Source organism: Mycobacterium kyogaense, assembly GCF_036946525.1.
Taxonomy (GTDB): Bacteria; Actinomycetota; Actinomycetes; order Mycobacteriales; family Mycobacteriaceae; genus Mycobacterium; species Mycobacterium kyogaense_A.
Map to the genome: position 1 here is coordinate 1 of NZ_JAQIIY010000029.1, position 14,621 is coordinate 14,621.

General features: G+C 68.4%; 15 protein-coding genes. 10 read left to right on the top strand and 5 right to left on the bottom strand.

Going from position 1 to position 14,621, the window contains the following annotated elements; translation table 11 throughout:
* Positions 1 to 23 precede the first annotated feature (23 nt).
* Positions 24 to 176: a hypothetical protein gene (locus PGN37_RS22315; protein ID WP_185976216.1), complete on the bottom strand. Its 153-nt coding sequence runs from the start codon at positions 174 to 176 to the stop codon at positions 24 to 26.
* A gap of 240 nt (positions 177 to 416) precedes the next feature.
* Between PGN37_RS22315 and PGN37_RS22320 the strand changes: the two genes are divergently transcribed.
* From PGN37_RS22320 to PGN37_RS22340, 5 genes are read left to right on the top strand one after another with little or no spacing between them, the layout of a single operon-like run.
* On the top strand, positions 417 to 2,771 hold the full coding sequence (locus PGN37_RS22320) for a HAMP domain-containing sensor histidine kinase (protein WP_335333172.1): 2,355 nt from the start codon (positions 417 to 419) through the stop codon (positions 2,769 to 2,771).
* The gene (locus PGN37_RS22325; protein ID WP_442932992.1) at positions 2,764 to 3,156 is read left to right on the top strand and encodes a roadblock/LC7 domain-containing protein; all 393 of its coding nucleotides are present in this window, start codon (positions 2,764 to 2,766) and stop codon (positions 3,154 to 3,156) included. Before PGN37_RS22320 ends, PGN37_RS22325 begins: the two co-directional genes overlap by 8 nt.
* A gap of 22 nt (positions 3,157 to 3,178) precedes the next feature.
* Positions 3,179 to 3,535 (top strand): DUF742 domain-containing protein, encoded by a 357-nt coding sequence (locus tag PGN37_RS22330; RefSeq protein ID WP_335333174.1) that lies wholly within the window; start codon positions 3,179 to 3,181, stop codon positions 3,533 to 3,535.
* A complete protein-coding gene (locus tag PGN37_RS22335) occupies positions 3,516 to 4,100 on the top strand; it encodes a GTP-binding protein (protein WP_335333175.1) in 585 nt (194 codons plus the stop codon). The genes PGN37_RS22330 and PGN37_RS22335 overlap by 20 nt, the downstream gene beginning before the upstream one ends.
* A 5-nt stretch (positions 4,101 to 4,105) precedes the next feature.
* Positions 4,106 to 4,657: a pentapeptide repeat-containing protein gene (locus PGN37_RS22340; protein WP_335333176.1), complete on the top strand. Its 552-nt coding sequence runs from the start codon at positions 4,106 to 4,108 to the stop codon at positions 4,655 to 4,657.
* On the opposite strand, the gene PGN37_RS22345 is transcribed toward PGN37_RS22340, so the two are convergent.
* Both PGN37_RS22345 and PGN37_RS22350 read right to left on the bottom strand, forming a co-directional pair.
* On the bottom strand, positions 4,658 to 5,218 hold the full coding sequence (locus tag PGN37_RS22345) for a TetR-like C-terminal domain-containing protein (protein ID WP_335333177.1): 561 nt from the start codon (positions 5,216 to 5,218) through the stop codon (positions 4,658 to 4,660).
* A 119-nt stretch (positions 5,219 to 5,337) separates the two neighbouring features.
* Complete coding sequence (locus PGN37_RS22350) at positions 5,338 to 7,887, bottom strand: FHA domain-containing protein (RefSeq protein WP_335333178.1); 2,550 nt, start codon at positions 7,885 to 7,887, stop codon at positions 5,338 to 5,340.
* Between the two features lie 304 nt (positions 7,888 to 8,191).
* Between PGN37_RS22350 and PGN37_RS22355 the strand changes: the two genes are divergently transcribed.
* Complete coding sequence (locus tag PGN37_RS22355; protein ID WP_335333179.1) at positions 8,192 to 8,761, top strand: TetR/AcrR family transcriptional regulator; 570 nt, start codon at positions 8,192 to 8,194, stop codon at positions 8,759 to 8,761.
* On the opposite strand, the gene PGN37_RS22360 is transcribed toward PGN37_RS22355, so the two are convergent.
* Positions 8,745 to 9,953, bottom strand: coding sequence for an NADH:flavin oxidoreductase (locus PGN37_RS22360; protein WP_335333180.1), 1,209 nt, complete (start codon positions 9,951 to 9,953; stop codon positions 8,745 to 8,747). The two genes, PGN37_RS22355 and PGN37_RS22360, sit on opposite strands and share 17 nt — an antisense overlap.
* A gap of 27 nt (positions 9,954 to 9,980) precedes the next feature.
* Between PGN37_RS22360 and PGN37_RS22365 the strand changes: the two genes are divergently transcribed.
* The 4 genes from PGN37_RS22365 to PGN37_RS22380 all read left to right on the top strand — a co-directional run bounded on the left by PGN37_RS22365 (position 9,981) and on the right by PGN37_RS22380 (position 13,776).
* Positions 9,981 to 10,838, top strand: a complete 858-nt coding sequence (locus PGN37_RS22365; protein WP_335333181.1) for a bifunctional methylenetetrahydrofolate dehydrogenase/methenyltetrahydrofolate cyclohydrolase — start codon at positions 9,981 to 9,983, stop codon at positions 10,836 to 10,838.
* A complete protein-coding gene (locus PGN37_RS22370) occupies positions 10,835 to 11,119 on the top strand; it encodes a DUF3017 domain-containing protein (protein WP_335333182.1) in 285 nt (94 codons plus the stop codon). The genes PGN37_RS22365 and PGN37_RS22370 overlap by 4 nt, the downstream gene beginning before the upstream one ends.
* 309 nt (positions 11,120 to 11,428) lie before the next feature.
* Complete coding sequence (locus PGN37_RS22375; RefSeq protein ID WP_335333183.1) at positions 11,429 to 12,559, top strand: ferredoxin reductase; 1,131 nt, start codon at positions 11,429 to 11,431, stop codon at positions 12,557 to 12,559.
* Positions 12,560 to 12,570: 11 nt separating this feature from the next.
* The gene (locus tag PGN37_RS22380; RefSeq protein ID WP_335333184.1) at positions 12,571 to 13,776 is read left to right on the top strand and encodes a fatty acid desaturase family protein; all 1,206 of its coding nucleotides are present in this window, start codon (positions 12,571 to 12,573) and stop codon (positions 13,774 to 13,776) included.
* 17 nt (positions 13,777 to 13,793) lie between these two features.
* Here the strand turns inward: PGN37_RS22380 and PGN37_RS22385 are convergent, their stop codons facing one another.
* Positions 13,794 to 14,621, bottom strand: coding sequence for an ABC transporter ATP-binding protein (locus PGN37_RS22385; protein WP_335333185.1), 828 nt, complete (start codon positions 14,619 to 14,621; stop codon positions 13,794 to 13,796).

Sequence of the window (14,621 nt, forward strand, 5' to 3'; positions counted from 1 at the left end):
ACCCTTGGCAGGGTAAACGGGTGTCAGTCCAGGCAGGTCTCGTAGCTCGCGATCGAGATCAGGCCCTCGAGAGTGTCGATGTCGACCATCTCGCTGCTCATCGCTCGCATCAGGGGTGAGTCACCGATTTCGGACGCATCGGCAAGCAGAGCCATCTCCACGCCATTGTGGGTCATTGCACTCCTCCAAAGGGGTCACCACCGATTGTGCCTGCAGATCAGCGGCACTTCACCCTCTGACACGCAACGGGTCTGAAACGAAATCGCAACGCCCACAACGCACTCGGTGCAATCTCCTTTGCTGGTTCTGCACGTGTGCGTCTAACTCTGGCGACCCGATGATCGGGCTGGCATACTCAGCGCATTCACCAGGCGCTTCACGCTCCCCGACGCGGGCGCCACCAGCCAGGATGCTTCATGAACCACGCTCGATCCCCGATCAAGCGGCCGCCTCGGTGGGCGCTGTCCAACTGGCCTGTCCGCGTCAAGGTCGTGGCCATCGTGGTCGTGCCGCTGCTGTTGGCCGGCGCGTTCGGTGGGTTGCGCATCCACGCCGCAAACTCGTCCGCACAGAATCTGAGGGTCGCGGCCGCCCGGGCCGACATGGTGCCGGCGGTGGGGCAGTACCTGGCTTCCGTGGAAGCGGTGCTGGTGAGCGCGACGGACGGCGGCGACGTGCCCGCCAGCGTCACCGCATTCGAGTCGCAGGCCGCCGATCTCCAGCGGCAGTTAGCCGCAACCGACGTCGACGACGCGGTCCGCCTGGCTACCAACACCTTGCTCGACTTCGGGCGGGATCTCGTCGCGAAGTCGACGTCGGGGGGCAACGATCTGCGCGGCCGGGTGAAGACGTACGCCCCGCTGCTGATCACCGCCGAGACCGCGATCACCGGTCTGGTGGCCGGAGACGACGAGACGGTACGGGAGGCGGGCGAGGCACTCGCCCGCGCGATCGGTGCACGCGGCCAGATGACGATGCAGCAGATGCTCGTTGACCGTGGCGCAGATTTGCCTGAGCCCGAATTGCGCTCGTCGATGATCACGCTGGCCGGAACCGAACCGTCGACCGTCGCCGCGATGGGCGCCTATCTCGGCGGTTCCACCGACGCCGCGGCGGCACTGCGTTCGGAAATGGTCAAGCGGATGTCGCTGCTGTCGGACCCCGGCGTGGCACTGGTGGGCAATCCCGACCTGCTCGCGTCGCAGCGCGTCACCCGCGGCATCGCCGACAGCATCATCACCGATACGTCCCGCAGCATCCCCGCGACCGTCTCGGATCAGGCCGCCGCCGCCCGGACCGCAGCCCTGCGCGACGCCGCGATCGTCGGCGCGGCGATCCTCATCGCGCTCCTGCTCGTCACGCTGGTGGCGCGCAGCCTGGTGCGGCCGCTGCGGACCCTGCGCGACAGTGCGTTGCGGGTGGCGCACGAGGATCTGGCGCGAGAGGTCGAGCAGGCACGCACCGACGGCAAGACGCCGACCATCGCGCCGCTGGCGGTGCCGACGTCCGAAGAGATCGGCCAGGTCTCGCATGCCGTCGACGAGCTACACGAACAGGCGGTTCTGCTGGCGGCCGAGCAGGCGCGGCTGCAGATGCAGGTGACCGACATGTTCGAGACGCTGTCCCGGCGCAACCGCACGCTGGTGGATCAGCAGCTGGCCCTGATCGACCAGCTGGAGAGCGACGAAGAGGACGCCGGCCGACTGCAGAGCCTCTTCCGCCTCGATCACCTCGCAGCACGGATGCGCCGCAACGGGGCCAACCTGATGGTGCTGGCCGGCGCCCGCATCCCGCGCCAGAACGCCGAGCCTGTCGCTGTCGTCGCCGTGGCCCACGCCGCAGCGTCTGAGGTCGAGGACTATCACCGGGTCGACGCCGACGGGCTGCCCGACACCGCGGTGTCCGGTGCGGTGGCCGGTGACCTCGTGCATCTGCTCGCCGAACTGCTCGACAACGCGCTGCGGTACTCGCCGCCGACGTCCGCGGTGCGTGTCTCGGCGGCGCACACCGGAAACGGCGGCCTCGTGCTCGAGGTCGCAGACGCGGGCCTCGGGATGAGTGAGTCCGATCTGCGGGTCGCCAACACCCGGCTGCAGTCAGGCGGTGAGGTCAACCCATACACCGCGCGACACATGGGGTTGTTCGTGGCGGGCCGCCTCGCCGCCCAGCACGGTCTGGTCGTGCGGTTGCGCAGTACCGTCGCCGGACGGCCGTCGTCGGGGACCACCGCCGGGGTCTACGTACCGGCCGAACTGTTGGCAGCGGCCCCACCGGCACCCCAACCGGTACCGGCACCGGCACCGATACCCGAACCAGCACCCGCGCCACCACCACCACCACCAGCGCCCACACCCGTCGCTGTGACCCCTCCGCAGAACGGCCACACTCGTGCGCGGCACGCCAGGGACGACTCCGACGACGACGCGATCTATCAGACGATGCTCTCCGAATGGCTCGTCGACCCGCACGAGCTGACCCACAGCACCGACCTGAACTGGCAGACCGTCTGGGACCACGGCTGGTCGGCCGCGGCCGCCGCCCAGTCCGCGCCAGTGCAGGAGCGCACCGCCGAGGGGCTGCCCATCCGACGTCCCGGCGCGCGGCTGGTTCCCGGCGCCGCCCAGCAGACCGACCCCGCGGACGGCGGCGGCGTGGCCCGCGATGTGGCCCGCGATCCCGAGGCGGTCCGCAACGGCATCGCCAGCCACTTCGGCGGGGTCGCCGCCGGACGCCGGCATGCCCGCGACGAACGAGAGGACGCAGGTGGCTGACACGCTCGACTGGCTGGTGGCGCGATTCGCCCGGGACACGCCGGGGGTGTCGCACGCGATCCTCGTCTCGGCCGACGGACTGCTCACCGCGGCCAGCGAGCACATGCCTGCCGAACGGGCTGATCAGATGGCCGCCGTCGCCTCCGGGTTGGCGAGCCTTTCGGCCGGCGCCGCGCAGTTGTTCGACGGCGGATACGTGCTGCAGTCGGTCGTCGAGATGGAGAACGGCTATCTGCTCCTTATGCGGGTGGGTGACGGCTCCAACCTCGCCGCACTGGCCGCGCGAGGCAGCGACATCGGCCAGATCGGCTACGAGATGGCGATCCTCGTCGAGCGAGTGGGTGCCGCGGTCGCCTCGCCGCGCCGGGACCCGTTGCGTTCGTGAGGCGTCGAGCTGTGACCGACCGATGACCGACGATCCGGGGCCCCGCCTCGTCCGCCCGTACACGCTGACCGCGGGCCGTACCGACGCGCGGGTCGACCTGCCGTGGGAAGCCCCGGTGGGTCCCGCCACGCCGCCGCCCTCCTACGACTGGCCGAGCGCCGACGTGCGGGCTCAGATCATGTCGGTGTGCGCCGGTCGTCCGTCGGTCGCCGAGATCGCCGCGCATCTGCGCCTCCCTCTCGGCGTGGCGCGGGTCGTCGTGGGGGATCTGGTGGTGCAGGGTTATGTGACCGTGCACGACACCCTGGCGACGACGGCGACGGTCGACGAGCGACGGGATCTGATCGGAAGGACGCTGCGTGGGCTCAGGTCACTCTAGGGCCGGGCACTCGAGGACCGCCTCGACGAAGATCGTCGTGTCCGGCGGGTTCGGTGCCGGCAAGACCACCTTCGTCGGCGCGGTGTCGGAGATCGTGCCGTTGCGCACCGAGGCGCTGCTCACCGACGCCTCACTGGGCGTCGACGAACTCGCCGGATTGCCCGACAAGACCACGACGACGGTCGCGATGGATTTCGGTCGCATCAGTCTCAGCGACGACCTGGTGCTGTACCTGTTCGGCACCCCGGGGCAGCGCCGGTTCTGGTTCATGTGGGACGACCTGATCCGCGGTGCGATCGGGGCGATCATCCTGGTCGACGTCCGCCGACTGGACGACAGCTTCGCCGCGGTCGACTACTTCGAAGCTCGCGACCTGCCGTTCCTGGTGGCGGTCAACGAATTCGACGGGGCGCCGCGCCACCCGTCGTCCGCGGTGCGGACCGCGTTGGCGCTGCCCGAACATGTGCCCCTGATCACCGTGGACGCCCGCAGCCGGGAGTCGACGAAGTCGGCGCTGATCGCGGTCACCGAGTACGCGCTGAGCCGGTTGGCGCCTGCCGGCTGACTGCGATGGACGATCGGACCGACCACGAATTCGTCGACGAGGATTTTCGCGACGACGACCTCAGCCGATGGCGCACGGAGCGCGTCGTGTTCGACGGCTGCGACTTCTCAGGAGTCGACCTGTCGGAGTCCGAGCACGTGGGCTCCGCGTTCCGGAACTGCACTTTCCGGCGTACTTCGCTGTGGCACAGTACTTTTCGTCACTGCAGCTTTCTCGGATCGACGTTTCTCGAATGCCGGATCCGGCCCGTGACGCTGGTCGAATGCGACTTCACGCTCGCGGTGCTCGGTGGGGCTGACCTCCGCACCGTCGATCTGTCGGACTGCCGCCTCCGTGAGGCGAGTCTCGTCGGTGCTGATCTACGCAAAGCGGTGCTGGCCCGTGTCGATCTGACCGGGGCGCGGGTGCAGGGCGCTCGCCTCGACGACGCGGATCTGCGCGGGGCGCGCGCGGATCCGACGTTCTGGACGACGGCCATGCTGCGCGGCGCCAAGATCGACCTCGAGCAGGCGCTGGCCTTCGCAGCCGCGCACGGACTCGACATCCACGGCGGCTGATCAGTTTTCGATCGCGCGCGTCACCAGATCGGCGATCGTGTGGCAGTAGTCGGGGGCCACAGCCCCGCTCGTGTACAGCGCGCAGGTCTGCAGCGGCGACACGAGCAACTGCAGCACGGTGATGGGCCGGACCTCGGTGCGGACCTCGCCGCGGGCGGTCGCGCGCTCGACGATCGTCTCCATCATCTCGAGGTGCCTGCGCCAAAGAAGCCGCCGGGTCTCGTCGTCGACGGTGTGCGACTTGCTGTCGATGACGAGCATCCGGACGATGCGGCGGCCGACGGCATCGTTGAGATAGGCGCCCACCGATTCCGCGAGCTCACGCAGATCCCCGGCGAGGCTGCCGGTGTCCGGTGTGCCGATCGTGACCGAGGTCGAGCTCAGGAGCGCGTCGACCATCAGATCCTGGGAGCTCGACCACGACCGACGGATCAAGTCGGGGTCGAGATCGCATCGGTGCGCGACACCCTCGATGCTGAACCGGTCCACACCCCACTGCTGCAACTCCATCAGTGCCGCATCCAGCGCGACGGCGCGGACCGCCGCATCGTTGTCACCCACGTGATACATCCCCCCTGCAGAACCCCGGGGACCGAGTCTATTGCGTTCGCAAGGGCCCTCCGCGCAGAGGTTTGGTCGTCACGCGGTGTCTGATGGCGCGACTCCTCGCACGCTCGTCGTCACGCGGCTTTCAGGCGGATCTTCCACCTCACGAACGCGACGTACACCACGCTGATCGCGACGAGCATGCCCACGTCGAACAGCCACGCACCCGAGGTGTGTTTCCAGTGGTCGTCCTGCGGGGTCAGCGGCCCCGGCACCAGACGGATCAGGTCGATTGTCGACGCCGACGCGGCGAAGCCCCAGCGGGCCGGCGTCGCCCACGACATCTGGTCGAGCACGAGCCGGTCAGTCACCGGGATCATGCCGCCGGAGAACACCAGCTGGCTCATGATCGCGACCACCAGCAGCGGCATGATCTGCTCGGCCGAGCGCGCCAGCGCCGACAGGGCCAGGCCTACCATCGCCGCGGCAACAGTGGTGAGCGCGATGTCGACGAACAGTTCGAGGCTGCGGTTGCCGATCACGTTGCCGGCGTCCACGGCGCCGGGCCCCCAGCCCTTGCCGATGATCGCGATCGCGGTCACGATCGCGGACTGCACCACCGCGAACGCGGTGAACACCACCATCTTGGCCAGCAGATACGCCGAAGTCGAGAGCCCGACGGCCTGTTCGCGCCGGAAGATGGCCCGCTCGCCGATCAGCGCGCGAATGGTCAGCGCGGTGCCCATGAAGATCGCGCCGACGTTGAGCATCACCAGGATCTGGCCGGGTTCGTTGGGGGCCTCACCACCCTCGAGCGCCGTTTTGGGCACACCGAATCCGACGTCGCCGGGCACCGACAGGGACAGCACGCCCATGATGAACGGCAGCAGCATCAGGAACGCGAAGTACCCGCGATCGGACACCACGAGCCGGATCTGCCGACGTGCGATCGTGGACAGCTGCCTGCGCAAACTCGTGCGCGTGGGATTGCCGAGCTCCGACGGTGTCAGTGCCGGCGGCTGCGGCGGCGGCGGGCCGTGCTGGTCCAGGTAGCGCTGCGCCGCCGCATCGGGATCACCGGCGACGGCGGAGAAGATGTCGGCCCAGTTGGTGGTCCCCATCGAGGCGCCGATCTGGTTCGGCGGCCCGTAGAACGCCGTCTTGCCGCCCGGCGCCAGCAGCAGCACCTGATCGCAGACGTCGAGGTAGGTCAGCGAGTGCGTGACCACCAGTACGACGCGACCGGCGTCGGCGAGCTGACGCAGCATCGTCATGACCTGCCGGTCCAGCGCGGGGTCCAGGCCCGAGGTGGGTTCGTCGAGGATCAGCAGCGACGGGCCGGTCAGCAGTTCGAGCGCGACCGAGGCACGTTTGCGCTGGCCGCCGGAGAGCTTGTCGACGCGGGTGTCGAGGTGCTTGGTCATCTCGAGTTCCTCGAGCACCTCGTTGACGACCTGTTCCCGGTCGGCCTTCGTGGTGTCCGGCGGCAGTCGCAGCTCCGCGGCGTACATCAGGGCCTGGCGCACGGTCAGCTGGCCGTGGACCACGTCGTCCTGCGGCACCATCCCGATCCGGGAGCGCAGCGAGGCGTACTCGGCGTGGACGTCGTGGCCCTCGAACGACACCTGTCCCGTCGTCGGGTGGGTGTAGCCGGCCACCAGCCGGGCGAAGGTCGACTTGCCGGCGCCTGACGGGCCGATGACCGCGGTCAGCGTGCCGGGCCGTGCGGAGATCGAGATGTTGTCGAGCAGTGTCTTGTTGTTCTCGATCGTCCACGTGACGCCGTGGACGTCCAGGCCGCCGGTGGCGGTGGCGGCGGCCGTTTCGGTCCGCCGGACCAGCGTGCCGTCGCGGAAGACCAGGTCGACGTTGCCGATCGTGACGGTGTCGCCGTCTGCGAGAACCTGCGTCTCGACGCGCGAGCCGTTGACGAACGTGCCGTTGATGCTGCGGTTGTCGCGGATCTCGGTGCCACCCGGCGTGGTGACCAGGGTGGCGTGGTGGCGCGACGCCAGCACGTCGGGGATGACGATGTCGTTGTCGCTGGCGCGGCCGATCTTCACCGAACCGGGCGGCACCTCGGGCGCACGGCCGGGCCGCAGGATCTTCAGCATGCTGGTGGCGAGGTTGTTGTCACCACCGGACCGGGGTGCGGCGGCGGGCCCCATCTGGGTGACCGACTCCATCGCCGGCGACGAGATCGGTTGCTGCTGCAGGGGTCGCGACGGCGGCGGTGGCGGGGGATAGCCGGTCCGCGGACCGGGCGTCCGGGTGGGCGGGCCGGGGTGGGTGACCGGTTGGCTCGGCCACTGTCCGCTCGGGCGGCTCGCCACGGGGACCGCGGTGGTGGGCGGCGGCGTGCCGGCCGACCCCTGGTGCCTGCCCACCTCGAACGTCAGCAGCGGTCCGTCGGGATTGCCGATGTGGAGCTGGGTGCCGTCGGTGATGTCGACGACAGGCACCCGCCGGCTGTTGACGAACATCCCGTTCAGTGACCCGTTGTCGATCGCGAGCCAGCGGCCCTGGTCGAAACGCAGCACCAGATGCGCGCGGGAGATCAGCGGATGGGCGATCCGGACGTCGGCGCGCAGATCTCGGCCGACGACCACGTCGTTACCGGCCGCGAAGGTACGTGTGGACCCGTCGTAGCGCACGGTCAGTGCTGGGGGTGCTGCTCGGGTCACAGAGCCGCTCCCGCGGCGACATCAGACATCGCGCCCAACTGTATCGGTAGGCCGGCAGTGTCGAGGATTCACGTGACTCTAACGTGACTCTGCGGGAGAGATGTGGGCGATCTGTGGCCGGGCCGTTACGTTGGCGTGTGCATACCGTTGCCCGGCGTGGTGCGACACGCCCGCCCTGTGTGGCGTGAAATGTCCTGGGAATACCGGGAATAGCGTGTGTTCACTGTCTTCCTGGCAGAACTCCCAGGTTCGACCCCGTGCGCGACGGCATTTTAGAGGCAATCCTCTACTTTAGGGTGGAGCAATGCCGCGGCCCGCCCGATACACCGTCGACGTCCTCCTCGACGCAGCGGCGGCCCTGTTGGCCTCAGACGGCCCGGGCGCGGTGACCATGTCGGCGGTCGCGCGTGCCACCGGTGCGCCGAGTGGCTCGGTCTACCACAGGTTCCCGACCCGGGCGGCGCTGTGCGGAGAGCTGTGGGTGCGCACCCAGGAACGTCTGCAGGAGGCGCTGCTGTCTGCGCTCGACAGTGACAGTGACGGTGATCCGGCGCAACGCTGCGTCGCCGGCGCACTCTGCGTGCTCGCCTGGTGCCGCGCACATCCGACCGAGGCCCAGGTACTGCTGACGGGCCCCGGCCAGCTGGGGCTCGGCGACTGGCCCGAGAATCTCGCCGGCCGCCGGAAACGCTTGCAGCGCAGACTGAATAAGACGCTCGGGGAAATCGACGGCGATGCCGCCCGGGTCAGCGCGGCCGTGATCGACGTGCCGTACGCGATCGTGCGACGCCACCTACGGGCGCGTCAGACGATCCCCGCCGCCGCTGATGCGATCGTCACCGACTGCGCGCGAGCGCTCATCGACCCGAGCTGACCGGTGACGGCGATCCCGTCACCACGCAGTGCGTGTGGCTGTAGATCGTCGCCATGCACTGGTTGCAGTGCGTGCACATCGACTGCACCGAATGCCCGTCGGCGGCGATGCGGTCGATCAGGTCCGGTTCGGCGAGCAGGGCCCGTCCCATCGCGACGAAGTCGAAGCCCTCGGCCATCGCGAGGTCCATGGTCTCGCGATTGGTGATGCCGCCCAGCAGGATCAGCGGCATCGACAGCTCCGCGCGGAACAGCCGGGCATCGCGCAGCAGATAGGCCTCGCGGTAGGGATACTCGCGGAAGAACTTGTTGCCCGTCATCCGGATTCCCCAGCGCAACGGTGGTTTGAACGCACCCGCGAACTGCTTGACGGGCGCGTCGCCGCGGAACAGGTACATCGGATTGACCAATGAGCTGCCCGCGGTGAGCTCGATGGCATCCAGGCCACCGTCGGACTCGAGCCACTTCGCGGTCTGCAGCGCCTCCTCGGTCGAGATGCCGCCCCGAACTCCGTCGCTCATGTTCAGCTTGGCGGTCACCGCGATGGGCGTGCCGGCTTTCTCGACGGCCCGGCGGACGGCGAGCACCATGCCGCGCGCCACCTTCGCCCGGTTGGCCAGCGAGCCGCCGAACTCGTCGTCGCGCCGGTTGATCAGCGGGGACAGGAACGAGCTGGCGAAGTAGTTGTGGCCGAGGTGCACCTCGACAGCGTCGAAGCCGGCGTCGATGGCCATCCGGGCCGCCTGGGCGTGCGCCTCGGTGATGTCGGTGATGTCGTCGCGGGTGGCCCGCTTGGCGAAGCGCATCGACAGCGGATTGAAGAAGCGCACCGGGGCGTAGGCCGCGCTCCGGTTGGACTTGGAGTTGGCGACGGGGCCGGCGTGGCCGATCTGCGCGCTGATCTTGGCGCCCTCGGCGTGCACCGCGTCGGTGAGCTGTCGCAGACCAGCCATCGCCTCGGGTCGCCAGTAGATCTGGTTGCCCTCGGTGCGTCCGCCGGGGGCGACGGCGAGATAGGCGACGGTGGTCATCCCGACGCCGCCGGCGGCGGGCAGCCGGTGGTAGGTGATGAGGTCTTCGGTGACCAGAGCGTTCGGGGTCGCGGCCTCGAACGTCGCCGCTTTGATCACCCGGTTGCGCAACGTGATGGGACCCAGCGTGGCCGGAGTGAACACATCGCGGACAGTTGTCATGTCAGAGAGCCTGTCACAATGATCGCCGTGGGTGCGATCACTTTGGACGGTAAGGCCACGCGCGACGAGATCTTCGTCGACCTCACGGCGCGCACGGCGCGCCTCGTCGAGGCCGGTCACACTCCGGGACTGGGCACCGTCCTGGTCGGCGACGATCCCGGGTCGCAGGCCTACGTGCGGGGCAAGCACGCCGACTGCGCGAAGGTCGGCATCACCTCGATCCGGCGCGACCTACCCGCCGACATCAGCCAGGCCGATCTGATGGCCACGCTCGACGAGCTCAACGCCAACCCCGAATGCACCGGGTACATCGTGCAGCTCCCGCTGCCGCGCCACCTCAACGAGAACGCCGCGTTGGAGCGCATCGACCCCGATAAGGACGCCGACGGCCTGCACCCGATGAACCTCGGCAAGCTCGTGCTCAACGAGCCCGCCCCGCTGCCGTGCACGCCGCGGGGGATCGTGCATCTGCTGCGGCGCTATGAGGTCGAGATCGCCGGGGCACACGTCGTGGTGGTCGGCCGCGGCGTCACGGTCGGTCGTCCACTCGGCCTGCTGCTCACCCGTCGCTCGGAGAACGCGACGGTGACGCTGTGCCACACCGCGACCCGCCACCTGCCCCAGATCGCCCGGGAAGCCGACGTCATCGTCGCCGCCGCGGGCGTGCCGCACATGGTGACCGCGGAGATGGTGCGGCCCGGAGCGGCGGTCGTCGACGTCGGTGTCAGCCGCGACGACGCCGGCAAGCTCGTCGGCGACGTCCACCCCGATGTCTGGGACGTGGCCGGGCACGTGTCGCCCAATCCCGGCGGTGTCGGTCCGCTCACCCGGGCCTTCCTGCTCACCAATGTCGTCGAGCGCGCCGAGGCTGCCGCCGCGTCGTGAGGTCAACGCGCAGGCTGTTCACCGGGCAGTGGCCGATCCTGGTCGTGGGACTGTCCCTGCTGGCCGCGTTCGTACTGGTGGCGGCGGGGTACTGGCGCCGCGGCGCGCTGGTGATCGCGATCTCCGTGGGAGTGGCCTCGGCGCTGCGGCTGACCCTGCCCGAGGACCGGGTGGGGTTGCTCGCCGTGCGCAGCCGCACCGTGGATGTCGCGACCACCGCGGCGGTCAGCGCAGCGATGCTCTACATCGCGTGGACGATCGACCCGTTGGGCACCAGCTAACGGATGCCCGGTCGGGAGAGCTGTCGCCGGGTGGGCTGAGCTGCGCCACGATGCGCGGCCGAGTCTCACAGGGCCGACGTGCCGAGGGTCGAATCCGAATCGGCGGTCTGCGCCGATGTGACACGTCGCGCCACATCTCCGGAGGTGCCACATCGAGGGTTGTTACCGCAGGTCAAGGCGGTTCCCACAACGTTCATTTTCAACGGTGAACAAATGTTTCGTTACCGGCGAGTAGGGATACCCCAGGGGCGTCCTCAACGGTGTGACTACAGTCACACCGTTACCTGCGGAGCGCAACAGGGGTGATCCATGGCCGGTTTGGTCAAGACGGTGGCGCGGTGGTCCAAAGCGCCGGCTCGTGACGTCGAGGCGCCGAGCGGGGGGTGGGTGAACATGGTGCGCGGGCTAGCGGCCCGTGCCACCACGCCGTTGCTTCCCGACGACTATCTGTCTTTGCTCAATCCGCTCTGGTCGGCGCGTGAGCTGCGCGGTGAGATCGTCGAGGTTCGCTCCGAGACCGACGACTCGGCCACTGTGGTCATCCGGCCGGGATGGGGCTTCACCCGTGACTACCAGCCGGGCCAGTACGTCGGCATCGGTCTGCGGGTCGACGGTCGCTGGCACTGGCGGTCGTACTCGCTGACCTCGGTCCCCGAACAGACCGAGGGTGAGATCTCGATCACCGTCAAGGCCACGCCGGAGGGGTTCCTGTCCACGCACCTCGTCGGTGGGGTGGAGCCCGGCACGATCATCAGGCTCGCCGCGCCGCAGGGCGAGTTCACGCTGCCGAATCCGCCGCCGGAGCACCTGCTGTTCATCACCGCGGGCAGCGGCATCACCCCGATCATGGCGATGCTGCGCTCGCTGAACGCCCGCGGTCAGGAACCCGACATCGTCCACATCCACTCGGCGCCCTCGGCCGAGTCGGTCATCTTTCACGACGAGCTGCGCGAGCTGGAAAGCCGGCAGCGCGGGTACAAACTCCATCTGCAACTCACCCAGGAGGACGGCAAGGTCGAGCTCACCGAGCTCGACAAGCTCGTGTCGGACTGGCAGAAGCGCTCCGCATGGGTGTGCGGCCCCTCGGCGATGCTCGACGCGGCGGAGGAGGTGTGGGAGGAACACGGTCTGGCCGACCAGCTCAACATGGAGCGGTTCACGATCGCAGCCACCGACAAGGGCGGCGAAGGCGGCACCGTGCACTTCGGGATCTCGGACAAATCCGCTGAGATCGATGGTGCGACAACCATTTTGCAGGCCGGCGAGGACGCCGGCATTCAGATGCCGTTCGGCTGCCGGATGGGTATCTGCCAGACCTGTGTGCTCCCGCTCGAAGAGGGGCACGTCCGGGACATCCGTTCCGGGCAGGAACACGGTGCGGGCGACCGTATCCAGACATGTGTGTCCACCGCCTCCGGTGACTGCACCATCAAGATCTGAGGAGACTCCCCATGGCAATCACCGACATCAAGGCCTACGCACACCTCACCGAGCAGGACGTGGAGAATCTCGCCGCCGAGCTCGACCAGCTCCGCGCCGACATCGAAGAGTCGCGGGGTGAGCGCGACGCACGCTACATCCGGCGCAGCATCCAGCTACAGCGCGCGCTGGCCGCCGGCGGGCGGATCGCGCTCTTCGCGAGCAGCAGCCGCATCGCTCGGATCGGCGGCACCGCGATGCTCGCCTCGGCGAAGATCATCGAGAACATGGAGTTGGGGCACAACGTCATTCACGGTCAGTGGGACTGGATGAACGATCCCGAGATCCACTCCACCGAGTGGGAGTGGGACACCACCTGCCCGTCGTCGCAGTGGAAGTACTCGCACAACTTCGTGCACCACAAGTACACCAACGTGGTCGGCCTGGACAGCGACGTCGGCTACGGCATCATGCGGGTGACGCGCGACGAACCGTGGGAGCGGTGGATGATCGGCAACCCGATCTACAACCTTCTGCTCGGCACGTTCTTCGAGTGGGGGGTGGCCGCCCACCACATCGAGGTGGACAAGATCCGCAAGAAGGAGAAGACCTGGGCCGAGGCGCGCAAGGACATGCGCGTGATGGGCCGCAAGATCGTCAAGCAGGTGGGCAAGGACTACATCATCTTCCCCGCGCTGACCGGAACCAACTGGAAGCACACGCTCAAGTGCAACGCGGTGGCAAACTTCATCCGCAACTACTGGTCCTACATGGTGATCTTCTGCGGTCACTTCCCCGACGGCGCCGAGAAGTTCACCGTCGAGGAGTTCGAGAACGAGACGCGCGGCGAATGGTATCTGCGACAGATGTTGGGATCGGCCAACTTCCACGCAGGTCCGATCATGGCGTTCATGAGCGGTAACCTCTGCTACCAGATCGAACACCACCTGTTCCCCGACCTTCCGAGCAACCGGTATGCCGAGATGAGCGTGCGCATCCGGGAGATCTGCGAGAAGTACGACCTGCCCTACACGACCGGCCCGCTGCTGCGGCAGTACTGGCAGTCGTTCTGGACCATCCTCAAGCTCGCGCTGCCGGACAAGTACCTGAAGGCTCCCAGCGACGATGCCCCGGAGACGGCGTCGGAGCGGCGGTTCGGCCGCGTCGACGCCACCCCGGGGACGCCGAAGCGTGGGTTGCGCACCGCGATCCGGGAGCGCAGGAAGGTCGCCGCCTGAGACGTCGGGTGGTGATCTCAGCCCGCCGCCAACTGAGCGCGCCGCTGAGGTCGCCATCCGGCACGCGGGACCGCGGCGACGAGCGCGCGGGTGTATGCGTGTGCGGGCTGCGTCAACACCCGGGCGGTCGTGCCCTGTTCCACCACCGTGCCCTGCTCCATCACCACGACGCGATCGGCGACCTGGTTCACCACTGCGAGGTCGTGGGTGATGAACAGGTAGCTCACGGGGCGTTGCGCCCGGATGTCCTTGAGCAGGTTGAGAATCTGGGCCTGGATCGAAACGTCCAAGGCCGCGACGGCTTCGTCCAGAATGACCAGCCGAGGGTTGGCGGCAAGTGCCCGCGCGATCGCCACCCGCTGACGCTGACCGCCGGACAACTCCCACGGTAGGCGCGACGCGAACTCGTCGCCCAGTCCGACGTCCTCGAGCAGCGTGCGTGCCGCCGCGGTGCGGCGCACCTTGTCGAGGTCACCCTGGTGAATACCGACCGACGTCGCGATCACGTCCACGATGCGCTGCCGGGGATTGAGCGACGAGTACGGATCCTGGAACACGTACTGCACCTCGGCGGCCCACCGTGCCCGCTGGCGCTGTCGGCTGGGCGCACGACCGCGCGTCTCGCCGTTGACGGCGATCGTGCCCGAGGTCGGCGACTCCAGCCCCACGATCGTCTTGGCCACAGTGGTCTTCCCAGAACCTGATTCGCCGACGATCGCCAGGCATTCGCCGTCGGCCACGTCGAAGCTGACGTCGTCGACGGCAAGGACAGGCGCTCCGCCCCGTACCGGCGACGGATACCGCTTGCAGAGGTTTCTGACCGAGAGCACCGGTGTGTTCGTCAT